A 17,189-nucleotide genomic window follows, 5' to 3' on the forward strand; every position below is an offset into this window, starting at 1 on the left:
CTTTAAAGATACAAAATTAGGTTAAGCGATCTTTGATTATGGTCTGGACGATATCAACAGCAACGGTATTAATTCGGTTTGTGGGAATAATAATATCGGCAAACTCCTTTGTGGGTTCAATAAATTGCTGATGCATAGGTTTTAAAGTGGTCTGGTAACGCCACAATACCTCTTCCAGATCACGACCACGTTCGGCGATATCTCTTTTCAATCTCCTTATCAGTCTTTCGTCACTATCGGCATGCACATACATCTTGATATCAAAAAGCTCACGTATCTCCGGGTGGGTAAGGATAAGGATGCCCTCAACAATTATCACCTTTCGGGGCTGTATCTCTACGGTTTCTCCCGTGCGGTTATGTTCTTTAAATGAATAAACAGGTTGCTGGATGGTTTGCCCATTTTTAAGCAGTTTCAGGTGTTCAGCCATAAGCTCAAAATCTATCGATTTTGGATGATCAAAATTGATGCTTTTTCGCTCTTCGAAGGAGAGGTGAGAGGTGTCCTGGTAGTATGAATCCTGTGAGATTACATCTACCTCTTCATGTTTTAATTCTTCAATGATCTGATTTACCACGGTGGTCTTCCCGCTTCCCGTTCCACCGGCAATACCAATAATTAGCATATAACTGAAATTTGCGCAAAGGTAATTATTAGTTTTATAAAATCGGTTTTAAGGAATTCCGCAGCCTCCGGGAAAGTCCATAAAAAAGAAAACCGGCCTGAAATTCAGCCGGTTTCCAATTTGTTAAATATAATCCTGATTATTCTTCTTTTTTCTGAACTTTTGCGACTTCTTCTGGAGTTACCATGTTGTCATTTTTGTTAGACCAGGAGTTCATTACATAATTCAGTGCATCTGCCACTTCCTGATCGCTAAGCCCCATCGGTGTCATGATATTATCATATTTTTCGCCATTTACTTCAATTGGCCCCTGCATACCATATTTCACACCTCTTATGCTTTCTTCTCTTTTCTCGGTTAACCAGTTAGAGCCATCGAGGGGAGGGTAGGTGCCCGGAATTCCCTTTCCGGTTGGTAAATGACAGGTTACACAAAGGTCCTGGTAAATTTCTTTCCCTCTTTTAACACTGGCGGTAAGTGGAGAAGACTCACTCGATTTTTCGGAAGACGGGATCACATAAGATTCTTCTTCCTGATCTTTTTCTTTTTTGTCAGATTTGCAGGCAACAAAGGCCACAAGGCCTAATACAATAAGCAGTTTTTTCATGATTTGTTAGTTGTTATGAGTAAGTTTTGCGATTCCTTTTCCTTCCACGGCTACATAGATATTACCATCTGGCCCCTGGATTACATCTCTTAGCCGGCCAATATCCTGTAGCAACCTGGTGCGTTTGGTTATTGTTTTACCATCAAGTTCCAGGTGTTCCAGGTATTTAAATTTTAGGGAGCCCACCAGAAGGTCTCCTTTTAATTCCGGGAATTTATCTGATGTTACATAGGCAAATCCACTGGGCGCAATAGAAGGCAGCCAGTAAAAGATTGGATCTTCCATACCGGGTCTGGATCTTTCATCGGTGATTGGAGTTCCGTCGTAATTCTCTCCATAAGTCACTACTGGCCATCCATAATTGGCACCTTTCTTCACTACGTTAATTTCGTCCCCGCCCTTTGGGCCATGTTCATGAACCCATATTTCACCGGTCTCAGGATTAAGGATCATTCCCTGTGGATTACGGTGACCATAAGAGTAAATAGCCTCAACGGCATTTTCTTCTCCTACAAAAGGATTGTCTGAAGGGACGCTTCCGTCATCGTTCAAACGGTAAACTTTCCCATTATCACGAGTGATATCCTGGGGGTTCTCATCTCTCGCTCCACGATCCCCCGAGGTAAAATACAGATAACCATTTTTGTCAAAGGAAATACGGGAGCCAAAGTGCTGACCTTTGGTGGTATTAGGGCTTGCCTTATAAAGGACTTCTTTATCAGTAAGCTGGTTTCCATTAAGTTTAGCACGCATTAAAGCGGTATTTCCGCCTTCTCCTTCACCTTCTTTTGATGAATAAGTCAAGTATAACCAGCCGTTACTTGCATAATTAGGATGCAGGGCAACATCTAGCAGACCACCCTGGCCACGATTGTATACTTCGGGACCTCCTTCGATTTTTATTTTCTGACCATCCTTAAAATGAATGATCTCACCACTTTTCTCTGTTATGATGATACTGCCGTCTGGTAGGAATTCGAAGCCCCATGGAATCTTAAGACCTTCAACCACCATTTCATAAGAATATTCCTCAGAGCTATCAGCTGGAATGGGGTCGGGCACTTCTCCTGGTTCCGACTGTTCTTCGGAGATCTGTTCGGTATTTTCTTCAGCCTGAGCGGAATCGGAAGATTTTCCATTTTCCCCACAGGAATACAGGCTAAAAACAAATGTGAACAGCAATAATATTTTTTTCATAGCATTATAATTTTTACTTGGATAAATTATAAGTAAACTAAGATATAAAAAATTAAAACTTTTCATTGTGAGAGGTGAATAATTATTATATTTGCCGCCCAATTATGGTTGAAAGACCATTTCGGGGTGTAGCGTAGCCCGGTTATCGCGCCTGCTTTGGGAGCAGGAGGCCGCAGGTTCGAATCCTGCCACCCCGACAAAGAAAGCCTGCTGAATTTCAGCGGGCTTTTTTATTTTCCCCTGGAAATTTAGAAATTCATCTTTTTATAGATGATAATATAAAAGAGATATTTCAAATCATATAAAATAACTTTCCTTTTACCAATTAAAATAAACAAACCTTATCTCCAGCCACCTCCAAGACTGCCTTACGTACTTACCCTGCTAAGGGAATGATTCTTGTGGTTTCTGCCAGTTTTCTAGATATGTTAAAATACTTCCAGATAATCTGCTCTGGCAGACCTGAATAATTATAGGCAATTGATAGACTTCCTAAACACTCTACCTATCCTTCATTAAGTTTATAACCCTTTTTCAGGTTTTCGATCTTTGATAATTCATTCTTCGTCTACATATATTTATTCAGAATGGTCTTCTAGTGCTTTGGTATCGGGTCTTGTCGCTGCCAATTCAGTTCTCCTTATATCGGGATGTTTTTCCAGGAGTTGGGATGGGATACCGGTATAAATGGTATCGATGTTTTTTTCCAGAAAATTAAATATTAGGGGATTTAAAATTTGGTGTTTAACAAATTCAGTATTTATTATAATCAATTATTTTTCATTCTTTTGTAGGCCTTTAGGATTTAAATTTTAGAGAATTCTAGAGCAGTTCTATTTTTAAAGCCCCATTACCTGAACCATGAGATCCGAAAAATCAAAACTGCTGAGAAGACTTAAAAACTCCAGCTGTCTTTTTGCAAGCCTATCCCTTATTTACCTGGGATTTCTTTTCCTGTCAGATTTAGTGGAGATAGGTCTGGGTATGTTAAATCATTCTGTGAACCAAAGTTTTATAAGCCTTTTGGGGTGGAGCTTTTTGGAGGATCTTAAGTTCTACTTATTCTGGCTCTTACCCGCATACCTTATCTTTTTGCCATTTCATTTTCTGCTTCCGAGAGTTGCAAAAGGTTTTTTTATCACAGCTTTTATAATCTTTTTTGTGATCCAGTTTCTGTTGATATTCTATTTCAATACAACTTTACTGATGCTGGGGAGTGATCTTTTTGGGTATTCTATTCAGGAAATCATACAAACCGTGGGAGCCTCAGATAGTTTGAGCCTGGCGCAAGTTCTGATCTTTATCATTGTAATTTCGGCAATGATCTATTCACTTCTTGTCATACCGAAAAAATCAAATCTCAACTGGCAGTATTCAATAATGCTTCCCGTTTTGTCACTGCTATTCTTAATTTTTGGTTCTGGATTCAGTGCAGATACTTCCAATCTATCTTCAGAATTTGAAAACAACCTGGTCAGGAACAAGTCTGCCCATTTTTATGGTGACGCTTATGCTTATTTTAACCCGGAAGTATATGAAATTGATATATATGCCGAAAGTTATTTAAGAGATCTTTCTAATGGATATGCCGGTTTGGAATATATCGATGAGACGAATTATCCATTTTTTCACAAACAGGTGGATCAGGATGTGCTTTCTCCCTTTTTTGAAACAAAAGAAAAAGCTCCCAACATTGTAATTATACTGGTTGAAGGTCTTGGAAGGGCTTTTACCAATAAGGGAGCTTACCTGGGTAACTTTACGCCATTTCTTGATTCTCTTTCTAACCAAAGCCTTTACTGGCCGAACTTTCTAAGCAATGGTGGCCGTACCTTTGCGGTATTACCATCACTTTTAGGCTCATTGCCTTTCGCTGAGAATGGTTTTATGGAAATGGAAGGAGATATGCCGACTCAATTATCTCTTCTGAACCTTTTGAAGAACAACGGCTATGAAACCAGCTTTTATTATGGAGGTAATTCTGAGTTCGATCAAATGGGTGGCTATCTCAGGAAGAACAATATCGATCATATAATTGACGAGGACGATTTTCCAGAGAGTTACCAGAAAATACCGGCTGCACTCAGTGGTTTTACCTGGGGATATGCAGATAAGGAACTTTATGGTAACTTTCTCAGAAATAAGGAGTTGGAAACTTCAGACTCTCCAAAACTGGATGTATTGCTTACCATTAGTACCCATGATCCTTTCCTGACTGACGAACCTGAGAAATATGATCGATTGTTTGAAGAAAGAATGGAGCAACTTGAGTTCCATGAAGAAAAAAAGAGGGATTATAGAAAATATCAAAAGCAATATACCAGCATCCTGTATGCTGATGACGCCTTGCAGGATCTTATAAGTTCATATAAAGAAAGAACTGATTTTGAAAATACTGTTTTTATTATCACAGGAGATCACAGGATCCCGGAGATCCCTATGGCTTCTAAAATAGACAGATATCACGTACCACTGATCATTTATTCTCCCTTGTTGAAGCGTAGTGCCGAATTCAGGTCCATTTCATCACATTTTGATATTGCGCCCAGCCTGATTTCCTTTCTTAAAAATAATTATCAGATAAAAGCGCCTGAAGTGAATGCTTTCCTGGGACAGGGACTGGACACAATAAGACGCTTTCAGAATGAACACTATATTCCTCTAAAGCAGACCAAAACAGAATTGCGGGATTTTGTAATGGGGGAATACCACCTCAATGGGGATGATTTATATAAATTAGGTCCGAATATGGAAGAGGAGCTGGTTACCGATATGTCAGAAAAAGAAGAACTGCAGTATGCTTTTGAACAGTTCAAAAGAAAGAATGCGGAATTCATAAAGGCTAAAAAGATCATTCCCGATTCCATAACTAGCAAATATCTTTCCCAATAGTTTTTACTTGGTCGAGCTGTGTTCGTCCAGGATATTAGTAAGGAGAGGTTTATAATATTTCCAGAAGAAACTGCCTCGTTCCATGATATTCCTTTCGTCATAGAACAGGCCTTTAAAGAACCCGATTCCCTTAAAATAAGAGCTTTCCAGGCTGACAGGATTATCGGCAAAGTCTCCAGAAAAGTAGAAGAAATCATAGTCGTTTCCTGAATGTTTTATAACAGCAGGAAAACTTGCAGGAATTCCAAAATCCTTTAGTAGAGAAAGCCCATTCTCATTAGTATTTATCTGAAATATGGAAACCGCATCATTGATCTTTTCATCTGGTATTATCACATCAAACCAGAAAGGATATTTGATACTTTCAGGTATTGAGAATTCCTTTGTGTAGTTTTCATCGGTAATAATATGAGGCATGGATTCGGTTAAATGAGTGTCCTGTTCCAGGATCACCACTTCATCTTTATTATTTACAAATGCGATTCCCGATTTCTTAAAAGGCCACCCACCTCCATGAGTTTTCTTATAATTTCTGATAAGCCAGGCAGGGATCTCTTGATTTTCCCTGATGTTTAGATTGTCAAAATATCGTGCCGTCCAGCCTGTCCATTTCATTTTGAACATCTCTTCAAACTCCCGTCTGTTCTGGTAAGCGGTTGGGGAGCCAATAGTATTGAACTCGGCAATAATGAGTTTGTTTTTCTCCTTCATCTGCTTTAGAAGGTAGATGTCCTTATCACTGAGTCCACCATACAAAATCCCTGAACGTTCATTGGTGTCACCATTTTTAAACCATTCATTATTGTATATTCCATAAGTGTCGGTGAAATAAACTATATCGGCATCATTACTTAGCTGGTCCAGTTTGGAATAGGAGAATCTTTCAAGCCCTTTGAGCTGGAAATTCTCATTCTCTTCAGGGAAGAATCCAAAATAATCCCTGCTTACTTCATAAGCTTTACTGGAGGTTTTGGTGTATTTTTCATGATTTAATACCCAGTTGAGAGAGATATGTTCCTGTCCCTTCTTGTTCAGCACGGTCTTGTCTACTATTGCCATTACCAGTTTGGTATTGGGTGTTAGCAGCCAGCCCAGCCACATAAGAAAAGGGACACTGATGAGAATGATTAAAATTCCCCAAAAAAGCTTCTTCCGCATTTCAGAACTTTTTGAAATATCCTACGCCCACAGTGAACTGGTTGCCACGTGTATCTCTTGCATATTCCTGGTCTTCAAGACTCGTATTGATAAAAAAGACATTGGTGCTTTTTATGGAAACCCGGTAGCCTAAAGTGATATTATTGGATTTAAGCTTGTAATTATTTTCGTTATCGTAAAGAATGTTATTGGTTTCATTATCGGGAGAAATTCCGGTCCCAATTCCAAGACTGAGGTAATCATCCTCGCCTCCCAGATAATACCTGACATTCAGTGAATAAGATTGGGAAACATTTTCATTGTCAGGAGTAAGATAGGTACGGGCGTTTATCCAGAAATTACTGATATATTTTCCTACTGAAGCTGTATAGATCCAGGTTTCATCATCAAAACTCAGCATTCTGAATCCCAATTCTCCTTCGAATGCTGCGGGTAAATTAGCGAATAGAGAAGCGCCTGCACGATATTCAGGAAAAATGCTTCCGCTGCTGGCTATTCCGCCACTTAGGTAAGCATAAAAGGTATCCGAAATACTCGTATAGGCATCAATAACTACCTGTGTTCCATTCGAGTTGAATCGATTGGCATAATTAAACCTACCTATTATGGAACCGATTTTAGTACTTCTGGAATAATCCACACTGACCAGGTGCCAGGGATCATCAAAACGTTTGTCAAAATAAACATATTGATAATCTGCGCCGATCTCATTTTTAGACGAAACATTTTTAATGGATTCACCTAAAGAGCGGGCTTCGGTGAGTTTAGGATTAACTTTTAGCAACTGGTTAAGGGTGGTGCTGGCTTCAGCATAAAGCTTAAGATCTTTCTGGATCTTAGCTTTAAGCAATAGAAGGCTTTCAGAATTCGTATGCTTTTCCAGGCCATTATTGACTATAACCAGGGCCTTTTCAGAATTATCATTCCAGTATTCCAGGTTTCCGTATGCCAGAGAACCATCTTCATGTCCCGGATTTTCTTCCAAAACTCTTTCAAACTCCACTCTTGCACTATCCACCTTATCTGTCCAGGTGTAAAGTCTGCCTAGAAAAATCCTCACATCGGCATAATCAGGGCTTTTCTCTAGTGCTCTTTTTGTAAGCTTAAATGCTTTTGGATAATTATCTTCTTCAAAGGCGGCATTTCTGGCCTTAGAGAATAATTCATCCGTAGTAAGCTCTTCCTGGGCCTGTATCTGTATGCTTGCAAAGAATATGAGAAAAAAAGACAGGGGGCCGGTAATTTTAAGTCTCATGTTTAGGGCTTGTTACATTTTATCATATGAATTCATTTTTTTCATATGATCTAAAGTGCTCGCAATATAACAGCTTTAAGGCGAATGTATATGAAAATATAATAAATTTTAGTTGTGTGAAAATCAGTAAATAAATAAGCCGGCACAGTAGTTTTTATGTAAATCTGAAGTTAGCCTGGTTAGCGATGAAATTAATTTCACAGGATAAATAGAAAGATTTTTCCTACTGATTAATATAAATTTGAAGGATAAATTACCTGAGTAGCCGTTAAAGGGGTTGGTTTTCAGGGATATTTATTATCTTTCGCCTGTAAAAAAAATCGGATGAAGAAGGTCTTGGTGATCCAGGAAGACATTATAATTCTGAAGATTCTGGAAAGACTGGTTAGTCTGAATAATTTTGAATGTAAGGCGATAAGGTCGCTGGATGAACTTAGTATAGAGGATCAGGAGACCAACTTCGACTTTATTATTACAGATATTCTATTTGAAGGTATCGCTCCTCTTGAATTCGTAGCTCAGGTTCAGGAGGTGCTGCTACATAAGAACCTACTTATTGTAACTAATATGGGACAGGACAAAATTAAACAGGAAATCTTTGCTTTAAGAGGTATTACCGGTTTTTATGCTGTGCCCATAGATCTCGATGAAATCGAAGCTATTATACAGGCCTACTGATGAATGAAGAATCTATACTTTTATTCATAAAGATCGTTTTTGCAGTCCTGGTGGTTTACTGGGTATCCATAGCCGTTAGTCTTATTTATCGAAAGATAAGGAGAGCAAGGTTGAAAAAGATCGAAACAACCTTTGCAGATATCGTGAGTCGTTATTTGTATAATGACCCTAAAGATCCACTAACATTTGATGAGATAAAAAAAAGGCTGGTAAAAGTGGGCATTAGGCAACGCAATAAGAATAATATACAGTTTCTTATCAGACTGATGATACGCACACAGCGCACTATTTTAGGACGTAACTTCAGTAAGCTTCAAAAACTTTATACCGAGATCCCCCCTTATGGAGTTTCGATAAAAAAAATTTCCAGCTGGAGCTGGTACAAAAAAGCGCGGGGGATAAGAGAAATTTATGAAATGAATCAGTCCCAGTATTTTGATGAGATCTTTAAATACAGGGACGATAAGAATATCTATGTAAGACGTGAGGCCCAGATAGCTCTGGTCGTATTCCTGGGTTGGGAAAGTCTTAGATTTTTACCTTATCTTAAGCAGAATATGACGCTATGGCAACAGATCAAGATCGTTGAGAAATTATATGACCATTATCCCAAGCCTGAATTAAAATGGCTACATAAGGCTTATGAGACTGAGAAGCTTTTCGGGAAGAAGTTGCTCATGCGTATTATCAGGAAATATGAATTACATGCCGAGATAGGGTATATCATAGATAACCTGAATCATGAAGATTACGAAGTTCGTGAAACTGCCATATATTGCCTTCAAACCTTCGCGGTAGCTTCTTCAACCATGGAGTATATAAAGCAGCTTTATGATGATATCCCCAATACCACGCAGCAGGGTCAACTCTTGAATTATATCTATGAGAATTCAGATATTGACCTGGATTTTTATCTGAAACAATTATACGGCGATAACGAAGAGCTTAAATTGAGTATAGCAGAGATCCTATGGAATAATGGTTATAAGGAGAAGGTGCAGGAATTCTATTATCAGCAATACCCAAAAGCTACGCTGAATGTGGGATAGTGGGGAAGGTTTTTTTGGTAGCTACTACATCTACTGGATAAGTGTATTACTGTTTATTGGTTATGGTGCCAGCCTTATAACACTTTATTTGGCAGGTATTATCCTGGCCAGAAGATCTATAAAACGAACCAAACAGAGATCAATTTTTCTAAGGACCGAAGATGTAGTAAGCGCAACCGATATTCCTTCGGTCACTATCATCGCACCTGCCTACAATGAAGGGCTTACCATTATTGAGAATGTTAAATCCCTGCTTTCAATTCAGTATCCTTATTATGAACTTATCCTGGTAAATGATGGAAGTAAGGATGACTCTCTGAAAAAACTGATCAAGGAGTTCGATCTGGAAAGACAGGACGCTACCTTTATTACTCAGCCTATACCTACAGCATCGGTAAAATATATCTATAGAAGTCGGCAAACAAAATATACCCATCTTACGGTAATCGATAAAAATAATGGGGGAAAGGCCGATGCTATAAATGCGGGGGTGAATTTCGCCAATACTGAACTGGTAATCTTTACCGATGTGGATTGCATCATTGAGCAGGATGCGATCCTCAAGATGGTAAGGCCTTATCTGGAAGAAGATGATAAAGAGATCATTGGTTGTGGTGGTGGAATAGGTATCGCTAATAATTCTATTATTAAGGATGGAATTTTAAGCGAGTTACGGCTCCCTTCCAGGCTTATTCCAATGCATCAGGTGGTGGAATACATCCGGGCATTTTTGCTTGGTAGAATGGCATGGAGTGAGATCAACGGATTGATGCTTATTTCCGGAGCCTTCGGAATGTATCCGAGAAAAAGAGTTATCGAGGTAGGAGGATTTAATCCCAAAACGGTAGGAGAAGATCTTGAACTTTGTATAAGGCTGCGGATGCATATGGAAGAGAAGAAGATTCCCTATAAGGTAGTGTACCTTCCAGAGACCTTATGCTGGACGGAAGCTCCTTCAGATTATAATATCCTTATTAGGCAGAGGGACAGATGGGCAAGGGGACTATGGGAAACCATAAGCCTTCACAAAAAACTTTTCCTGAACCCGAAATACGGGAAAATGGGCTTGCTATACTATCCCTACTGGCTCATTTTTGAATTTGGGGCTCCGGTTGTCGAATTTTTAGGAATTATCTGTATGATCGCATTTGGTATTTTTGGCTGGATAGACTGGCCTTTTGCAATACTTCTTTTTTTTGCTGCTTACCTGGTTGGATGTGTATTCTCTACCATTGCTATATTTATGTATGTAAAGAGTTTTGATCATTATACCAAACCAAAGCAGGTTGTGGAATTATTACTGGCGGCATATCTGGAACCATTCCTGTATCATCCATTTTTATTATTTGGCCAGATAAAGGGGTACTATAAAAAACTTTTTGATATTACCTCGGGCTGGGGCAACATGACCCGTAAAGGTTTTAAGGTTGTAAAGAAATAGTCATATTCTTTATCAGAATTTTGTTTGATCCCAAAGCATAAAAAAGCCCTGCACAGTAAGACCGGCAAGGCTTAATCACCTGAAAACATCAGGATCCGTCCGAAGAGAGAACTTAATTTTTTATCCAATATTGTGGAGGCGTATCTTCACTTTTCTGATTCCAGTAATCAGCGGTTACTTTATGCCCGTCGAACGTCTTTAATTTCCTTTCATAGATCCAGATCACGGGATTAAAGACCATATCGTTAACGGCAACGGTGTATAGTTGGGGTTCCTCTTCACTTTTACGCTTTTCTTCTTCTATGATCACTTCAAACCCATTATGTTCCAGCAAATCTTTAAGAAAATCTTTACGGGATTCATCTACCTTTTTCTCAATAAAGGTGACTCTTGTGTCTCCAATGCTTCCAAAGCTATGTCTTCCTTCTATTGCCATAATTCCTTATTTAAAAGCAGCGCTTAGTTGATATATATAGTCGTAGAGCGGACTGTAAAGTCCTAATATTAATATTCCCAATACCGTTATGATCAGGCCAAGTCTCATATAAAGTTTGTTCTTAAAGAAGGGGATAGGGTCTGTTCCTTTTCTTAGGAATATCGCCCTTATCACCAAAAGGTAATAATAGAGTGAGATGGTAACATTCACTACCGCAAGGAATACCAACAGATAATAGCCTTTACTGGCCGCAGCGGTAAAGAGGAAGAATTTTCCAAAGAATCCTGCCACGGGAGGGATACCTGCAAGTGAGAAAAGAGCAAGCATCATCACAAGGCTTAATTTAGGATTGGTTCGATAAAGACCTTCATAATCACTCAAATTCTCTTTCCCGGTTTTTAAAGAAATTGCCTGAACCACCCCAAATGCGGCAAGGTTGGAAAAGATATAGATCAACACGAAATAGACCACTGTGGTAGTTCCTAACTGGGTGCCCGTGATAAGGCCTAACAGTATAAAACCAGCCTGAGCGATCGAAGAAAATGCCAGGAAGCGTTTCATATTTTGCTGGCGCAGTGCAAACAGGTTTCCGGTAAACATGGTCGCCAGCGCTATTCCGTAGACCAGATTCTCCCAGATATGCATAAGAGGTTTAAGGACACTGAACAGCAGGATCATCAGAATGAATACCGCAGCCCCCTTGGAAATTACAGAAAGGTAGGAGGCGATGCTTATTGGAGCTCCCTCATAAACATCGGCGGTCCAGAAATGGAAAGGAACCAGTGATATCTTGAATGCCAGTCCTGTAAAGAAGAGGACGAATCCAAGTATGCTTAAATTAGTTTCGGTTAAACCCAGAACGATCTGATCAAAATATATTGAGCCGGTGGTGGCATATAGCATAGATATCCCAAAAAGTGAAACCCCTGAGGCAAGTGCGGCAGAAAGTATAAGTTTAATTCCCGCTTCACTGGATTTTCTTTGCATAATTTCAAAAGCAGCCAGCGCAGCAACGGGTAAGGTTGAAAGTTCGAGACCAATATAGAACATCAGGAAGTCACCGGCCGAGATCATAAAATACATACCCAGCAAAGAAGCGAACAGAAGAATAAAGAATTCTGTACTTCGGTCATTCTCGACCACCTTTTCCTTTATCCAGTCGGCCGCCTGAAGCAACAGAATGAAAACACCTAAATTAAGTACGCTCTTGAAGAAGTGGATAAGATCATTGCTTCTAAACATTCCACCAAAGAGACTGCTTTCCTGCAAGGGGAAAAAACCCGAAAGGGTATGTATACCGAACAGTAACAAGGCCAGGTTTACAATGCTGCTCTTTTTACTGTCAGCAACGATGATTTCTGCAACTATCAGGAGGAGTATGATTCCCAGCAGGATCATCTCGTGGCGCATCAGGAAAAAACTATTTAAATCCATTTCAGTACAACTTTAATTTTATAATACTCCCTGAATAAAAGGTTCAAGGCTTTCCAGGATCATATTGCTCAGCCAGAGTGGAGCTACCCCTATCCCAATAATGGGAATAAGCAATAACAGAACTCCCGTTTTTTCATACCAGGTGGCTTTGGGCAGGTTGAGGTATGCTTCATTCTTTACCGGCCCCATCAGCATTATACCCACCACTCTTAATACATAGACTGCTGTGACCACGATCGCTGAAATGGAAACAATGGTCACTATCCGGTAGAACATATCATCGTGCAGGAATGCCCCCATAAAGATGTTCATTTCGGCTACAAATCCACTGAATCCGGGGAGTCCAAGCAGTGCCAGGCCGGCCACCACATAGATCACCGAGATAAACGGAATAACTTTGAGCAGTCCTCCCAGCTTCGTGATATCCCTGGTATGTGTTCTGCCATAGACCATTCCTATAAGTGCGAAGAAGAGAGCAGTCATAAATCCGTGTGAGAGGGATTGCAAAATTGCCCCGTTCCAGGCAGTCTTGTTTAGCATTAAAAGCGCAAAACTTACCATTCCCAGGTGGCTAACCGAAGCATAGGCGTTTATATATTTAAGGTCGGTTTGTCTTAATGCAGCAAAAGCTCCATAGATCACTCCGATAGCCGAGAGAATTATAAAGAACCAGGACCATTCCAGGGCCCCTTCGGGTAGAAGGTACATTGCAACCCTGAAAATACCGTAACCACCAAGTTTCATCAATACACCGGCGTGCAGCATCGACACGGCGGTAGGAGCAGAGGCATGTCCATCGGGCGACCAGGTATGGAAAGGGAAAAGGGCTCCCAGCACGGCAAATCCTATAAAGGTCATCGGGAAGAACAGTTTCTGGGCTTCAAAAGGAATGTTCACCTTTGCGATCTCCAGGATGTTGAAGGTTAATGCTCCGCCATCGGCATTTGAATTAAAATAGATTCCCAGGATACCAACAAGAAGTACCGCAGAGGCACCCATCAGCATCAGGGTAAGTTTCATTGCGGAGTATTCTTTGGGGCCTGAACCCCATATGCCAATAAGCAGGTACATCGGGATCACTGCTATTTCATAAAAAACGAACATCGTAAACAGGTCCAGGGAGATAAAGAAACCATATACTCCGGTTGAAAGTACTATAAGGGAAACGAAAAACTCCTTGGGTAGATCGTCAATTTTCCAGGATATAAAGACCCCGGCTAGTACGACTATGGATGTAAGGGTGATAAGTGCCACAGAGATCCCATCCACTCCTATACTGTAGTGGATGTTGAGTTGTTCGAACCATGGCAGGTCACGGGTAAATAACATGATCTCTTTGCTCACCTCTCTTTCCTTTATATAGGCGAAGATGAGGTTCAGGGCCATGCCCAACTGGATGATTCCCCCGCACATAGCTATCATCCGGGCCTGTTTCAGGCCTTTGGAAAAGACCAATGCCAGGATCACCAGTACCGGAACTATAACAAAAAGTGATAAGATATCCATAATACTCAATTAGTTAGTCCATAAATAAATAAACATGAAAGCGATCACTACGAAGCCCGCAATGAGGCCAAAAGCATAGTCCTGTAGTTTTCCGGATTGGATGCCTTTGATTTTTTCTGAAATCACCACTGTTTTGTTGCCAATTCCTTCCATGGTCCCGTCTACAAATTTCTTATCGAACCAGGCAATGGGAGCAGCCACATTCTTGAAGAAAATGGTTCGGGCCATAAAAAGGTAGATCTCATCGAAATAAAACTTCCTGCTGGTACATTTGTAAAACACCCCAAAAGCATTGGCAAATCTGGAAGCCAGGTCATTTTCTTTTTTATAGAATATCCAGGCCATCAAAATTCCAACAGCACCGGCTCCTGTCGCTATAACGGCGAGCGGCACATTTATATGGGTATCAAAGCCTGCTTTGTCAGCCGAAATGAATTCACTAAAAGGAACAAATCCGGCAACCATGCTTAAAACAGCAAGGACGACAAGCGGTATTACCATCGAACCAGGTGATTCGTGTGGAGAATGTTTGTAGCTGGTGTCCTTTCCCCAGAAAATTCCGAAGTAGATCCTGAAAATATAGAAGGCGGTAAGTCCGGCTACAAAAACTCCAATAAGGTAAAGGAACTGGTTGTTCTCATATGCGGCCACTAGGATCTCATCCTTACTCCAGAAACCTGCCAAAGGCGGAACTCCTGCTATGGCTAAAGCAGCAATTAAGAAAGTGATATTGGTAACAGGCATATATTTCCTTAATCCGCCCATATCTTGTAAAAGATTACTATGAACTGCGTGGATCACAGAACCTGCACCAAGGAATAAAAGGGCTTTGAACATCGCGTGGGTGAAGAGGTGGAACATAGAAGCCATAAAGCCAACTCCTTCGTGCCCATCATAACCTGAGAGCCCTAGAGCCATCATCATATAGCCCAATTGAGACATTGTAGAGAACGCCAGTACTCTTTTAATATCTGTTTGAGTGATCGCAATGATTGCTGCAAACAGGGCAGAAAAAGCCCCGACATAGGCCACGATATGGAGAACAAATCCCTCTTCCACTATGTAGAACATCGGGAATAAACGAGCTACCAGATATACGCCTGCAACTACCATCGTAGCGGCGTGTATGAGTGCTGATACAGGGGTTGGTCCTTCCATAGCATCGGGCAGCCAGATATGTAGCGGGAACATTGCCGATTTTCCGGCGCCACCCATAAAGATGAGGATGAGTGCCCAGGCCAGTACCGATAATCCCATAAAGGAAGTGGAAGCCCAGCTGGTCAAAATACTACCTTCAGGATCATTTAAAGTCTGAAAATCGAAGGTATTGGTATAATATCCAATGATGAATATTCCTATCAGAAATCCGAAATCGGCAAACCTGGTCACTATGAAGGCTTTCTTAGCCGCTGCAATAGCTGAGGTTTTGGTGTAATAATAACCTATCAACAGAAAAGACGACACTCCTACCAGTTCCCAGAAGATATAGATCTGGAACAGGTTAGTGGCCAGTACCAGTCCATACATGGAGAAGGTAAATAAAGACAGATAGGCGAAGAATCTCGTAAAGCCATCGTCGCCTTTCATATAACCCCTGCTGTAAATGTTTACCATGAGAGAAACGGTTGATACAACAACCAGCATCATGACAGAGATTGGATCTATAAGAACCCCCATATCTATATGCAGGCTTTCGGTGAAATGAATCCAGACTGTCTTTTCGGTAAAGGTCTGGTAAACCCCATTTAGTTTTCCCTCAACCATAAAGTACTGCCAGGCCGCAAAGTAGGATAGGATTGTTGAAATGGCGATACCCAGAACCCCAATATAACCTGATATTCCGGCTTTTATTTTTTGGCTGAAGATCCCGAGAACCAGAAAAACGATCAGTGGAATTAATGGGATCAAAAAGATATAATTTAGGTTCATAGTTGTTGAGATTTAATACTTCATCGTTTCGGTTTCTTTTATATCCACAGAGCTCGTTTTTCTGTAGAGATTTATAATAATGGCCACTGCCAGGGCTGTTTCTGCCGCAGCAACTGCGATTATAAAGATCCCGTAGATCATTCCTTCCAGGATATCGGGAAAGAGGTATTTATTGATCACTACAAAATTTATTACAGTAGAGTTAAGAATAAGTTCTACCGAGATAAGAATTGAGATGAGGTTCTTTCGGGTAATGAATCCATAAACTCCTATAAAGAACAGGATAGAGCTCAGAACTAAAATTTCATGTATGCTTACTCCGGGAATCATATTTTCAATGTTTGGGGTCTGCAGACCCTGAGTTAATTAATTGGTTGTCTGTTATAAAGGGATCTCCTCTTCAAGGATCTCCACTTTCATGGATTCAATTTCTTTTATCTCTTTCTGTGGTTTGGTTTTATTTGGAGTTATTTTTTTCTCTTCTTTATGGCTTCCCCGGGCCACTACGATTGCTCCAATCATTGCTGAAAGGAGTAAGACGCTAATCACCTCAAAAGGAAGGATGAATCCACCGGCACCATAGCTTAGAAGTTTTTCACCTATCTGGGCTGTAGTTGTTGTGGTAGCATTTAAACTAACATTAAAATCATAGGAATAGATCGAGGTAATGAAAATTCCCAATCCTGCCAGGCAAAGCAATGCACTGATCAACCTCCGGAGAGGACGGGCAGTTTCCAGTTCCATTTCTATGTGATGTACAAGAAGTACAGAGAAGATCATTAAAACTATTATTCCTCCCGCATACACCGTTAGCTGGATAGCAGCCAGGAAATTATAATCAAACAGGAAATAAAGGCCCGCAATCCCTATCAGTACAAATAACAGGTATATCACAGAACGCAACATTTTGCGACTGCTAACCGAAGCGATTGCGAACGCGATCATAATTACTGCCAGGATATAAAATATTATTCTTTCCATA

14 protein-coding genes, 1 tRNA gene and 1 pseudogene are annotated in these 17,189 nt (G+C 40.4%); 5 read left to right on the top strand and 11 right to left on the bottom strand.

Annotated elements, in window-relative coordinates:
- Nucleotides 1–16: 16 nt before the first annotated feature.
- The 3 genes and pseudogenes from udk to NE848_RS03235 all read right to left on the bottom strand — a co-directional run.
- Nucleotides 17–640, bottom strand: a pseudogene (gene udk / locus NE848_RS03225) (uridine kinase); the annotation flags it as partial.
- Nucleotides 641–764: 124 nt separating this feature from the next.
- Nucleotides 765–1,232, bottom strand: coding sequence for a c-type cytochrome (locus NE848_RS03230; RefSeq protein WP_252110769.1), 468 nt, complete (start codon nt 1,230–1,232; stop codon nt 765–767).
- 6 nt (nt 1,233–1,238) lie between these two features.
- On the bottom strand, nt 1,239–2,429 hold the full coding sequence (locus NE848_RS03235; RefSeq protein ID WP_252110770.1) for a PQQ-dependent sugar dehydrogenase: 1,191 nt from the start codon (nt 2,427–2,429) through the stop codon (nt 1,239–1,241).
- A gap of 122 nt (nt 2,430–2,551) precedes the next feature.
- Between NE848_RS03235 and NE848_RS03240 the strand changes: the two genes are divergently transcribed.
- Nucleotides 2,552–2,626, top strand: a tRNA-Pro gene (locus NE848_RS03240).
- 664 nt (nt 2,627–3,290) lie between these two features.
- The gene (locus NE848_RS03245; protein ID WP_252110771.1) at nt 3,291–5,321 is read left to right on the top strand and encodes an LTA synthase family protein; all 2,031 of its coding nucleotides are present in this window, start codon (nt 3,291–3,293) and stop codon (nt 5,319–5,321) included.
- Between the two features lie 3 nt (nt 5,322–5,324).
- Here the strand turns inward: NE848_RS03245 and NE848_RS03250 are convergent, their stop codons facing one another.
- Nucleotides 5,325–6,479, bottom strand: coding sequence for a hypothetical protein (locus tag NE848_RS03250; RefSeq protein WP_252110772.1), 1,155 nt, complete (start codon nt 6,477–6,479; stop codon nt 5,325–5,327).
- 1 nt (nt 6,480) lies between these two features.
- Complete coding sequence (locus NE848_RS03255; RefSeq protein WP_252110773.1) at nt 6,481–7,734, bottom strand: YaiO family outer membrane beta-barrel protein; 1,254 nt, start codon at nt 7,732–7,734, stop codon at nt 6,481–6,483.
- Nucleotides 7,735–8,058: 324 nt separating this feature from the next.
- Here NE848_RS03255 and NE848_RS03260 point away from each other — a divergent pair, with 324 nt between their 5' ends.
- Genes NE848_RS03260 through NE848_RS03270 form a run of 3 tightly spaced genes read left to right on the top strand, consistent with a single transcriptional unit; the run spans nt 8,059 to nt 10,902 of the window.
- Complete coding sequence (locus NE848_RS03260) at nt 8,059–8,412, top strand: DNA-binding transcriptional response regulator (RefSeq protein ID WP_252110774.1); 354 nt, start codon at nt 8,059–8,061, stop codon at nt 8,410–8,412.
- Nucleotides 8,412–9,461, top strand: coding sequence for a hypothetical protein (locus tag NE848_RS03265; protein ID WP_252110775.1), 1,050 nt, complete (start codon nt 8,412–8,414; stop codon nt 9,459–9,461). Before NE848_RS03260 ends, NE848_RS03265 begins: the two co-directional genes overlap by 1 nt.
- Nucleotides 9,451–10,902, top strand: a complete 1,452-nt coding sequence (locus tag NE848_RS03270; RefSeq protein WP_252110776.1) for a glycosyltransferase family 2 protein — start codon at nt 9,451–9,453, stop codon at nt 10,900–10,902. The genes NE848_RS03265 and NE848_RS03270 overlap by 11 nt, the downstream gene beginning before the upstream one ends.
- 112 nt (nt 10,903–11,014) lie before the next feature.
- Here the strand turns inward: NE848_RS03270 and NE848_RS03275 are convergent, their stop codons facing one another.
- The 6 genes from NE848_RS03275 to NE848_RS03300 are packed head-to-tail and all read right to left on the bottom strand — an operon-like array spanning nt 11,015 to nt 17,188.
- Nucleotides 11,015–11,338 (bottom strand): hypothetical protein, encoded by a 324-nt coding sequence (locus tag NE848_RS03275; RefSeq protein WP_252110777.1) that lies wholly within the window; start codon nt 11,336–11,338, stop codon nt 11,015–11,017.
- 6 nt (nt 11,339–11,344) lie between these two features.
- Nucleotides 11,345–12,772: an NADH-quinone oxidoreductase subunit N gene (locus tag NE848_RS03280; RefSeq protein WP_252110778.1), complete on the bottom strand. Its 1,428-nt coding sequence runs from the start codon at nt 12,770–12,772 to the stop codon at nt 11,345–11,347.
- An 18-nt stretch (nt 12,773–12,790) separates the two neighbouring features.
- Complete coding sequence (locus NE848_RS03285) at nt 12,791–14,278, bottom strand: complex I subunit 4 family protein (RefSeq protein ID WP_252110779.1); 1,488 nt, start codon at nt 14,276–14,278, stop codon at nt 12,791–12,793.
- A gap of 9 nt (nt 14,279–14,287) precedes the next feature.
- Nucleotides 14,288–16,207, bottom strand: coding sequence for an NADH-quinone oxidoreductase subunit L (nuoL, locus tag NE848_RS03290; RefSeq protein WP_252110780.1), 1,920 nt, complete (start codon nt 16,205–16,207; stop codon nt 14,288–14,290).
- A gap of 12 nt (nt 16,208–16,219) precedes the next feature.
- Nucleotides 16,220–16,537 (bottom strand): NADH-quinone oxidoreductase subunit NuoK, encoded by a 318-nt coding sequence (gene nuoK, locus NE848_RS03295; protein WP_252110781.1) that lies wholly within the window; start codon nt 16,535–16,537, stop codon nt 16,220–16,222.
- 51 nt (nt 16,538–16,588) lie between these two features.
- Nucleotides 16,589–17,188, bottom strand: coding sequence for an NADH-quinone oxidoreductase subunit J family protein (locus NE848_RS03300; RefSeq protein ID WP_252110782.1), 600 nt, complete (start codon nt 17,186–17,188; stop codon nt 16,589–16,591).
- Nucleotide 17,189: the final 1 nt, after the last annotated feature.

This window comes from Gramella jeungdoensis, from assembly GCF_023805255.1.
In the GTDB taxonomy this organism is placed as follows: domain Bacteria; phylum Bacteroidota; class Bacteroidia; order Flavobacteriales; family Flavobacteriaceae; genus Christiangramia; species Christiangramia jeungdoensis.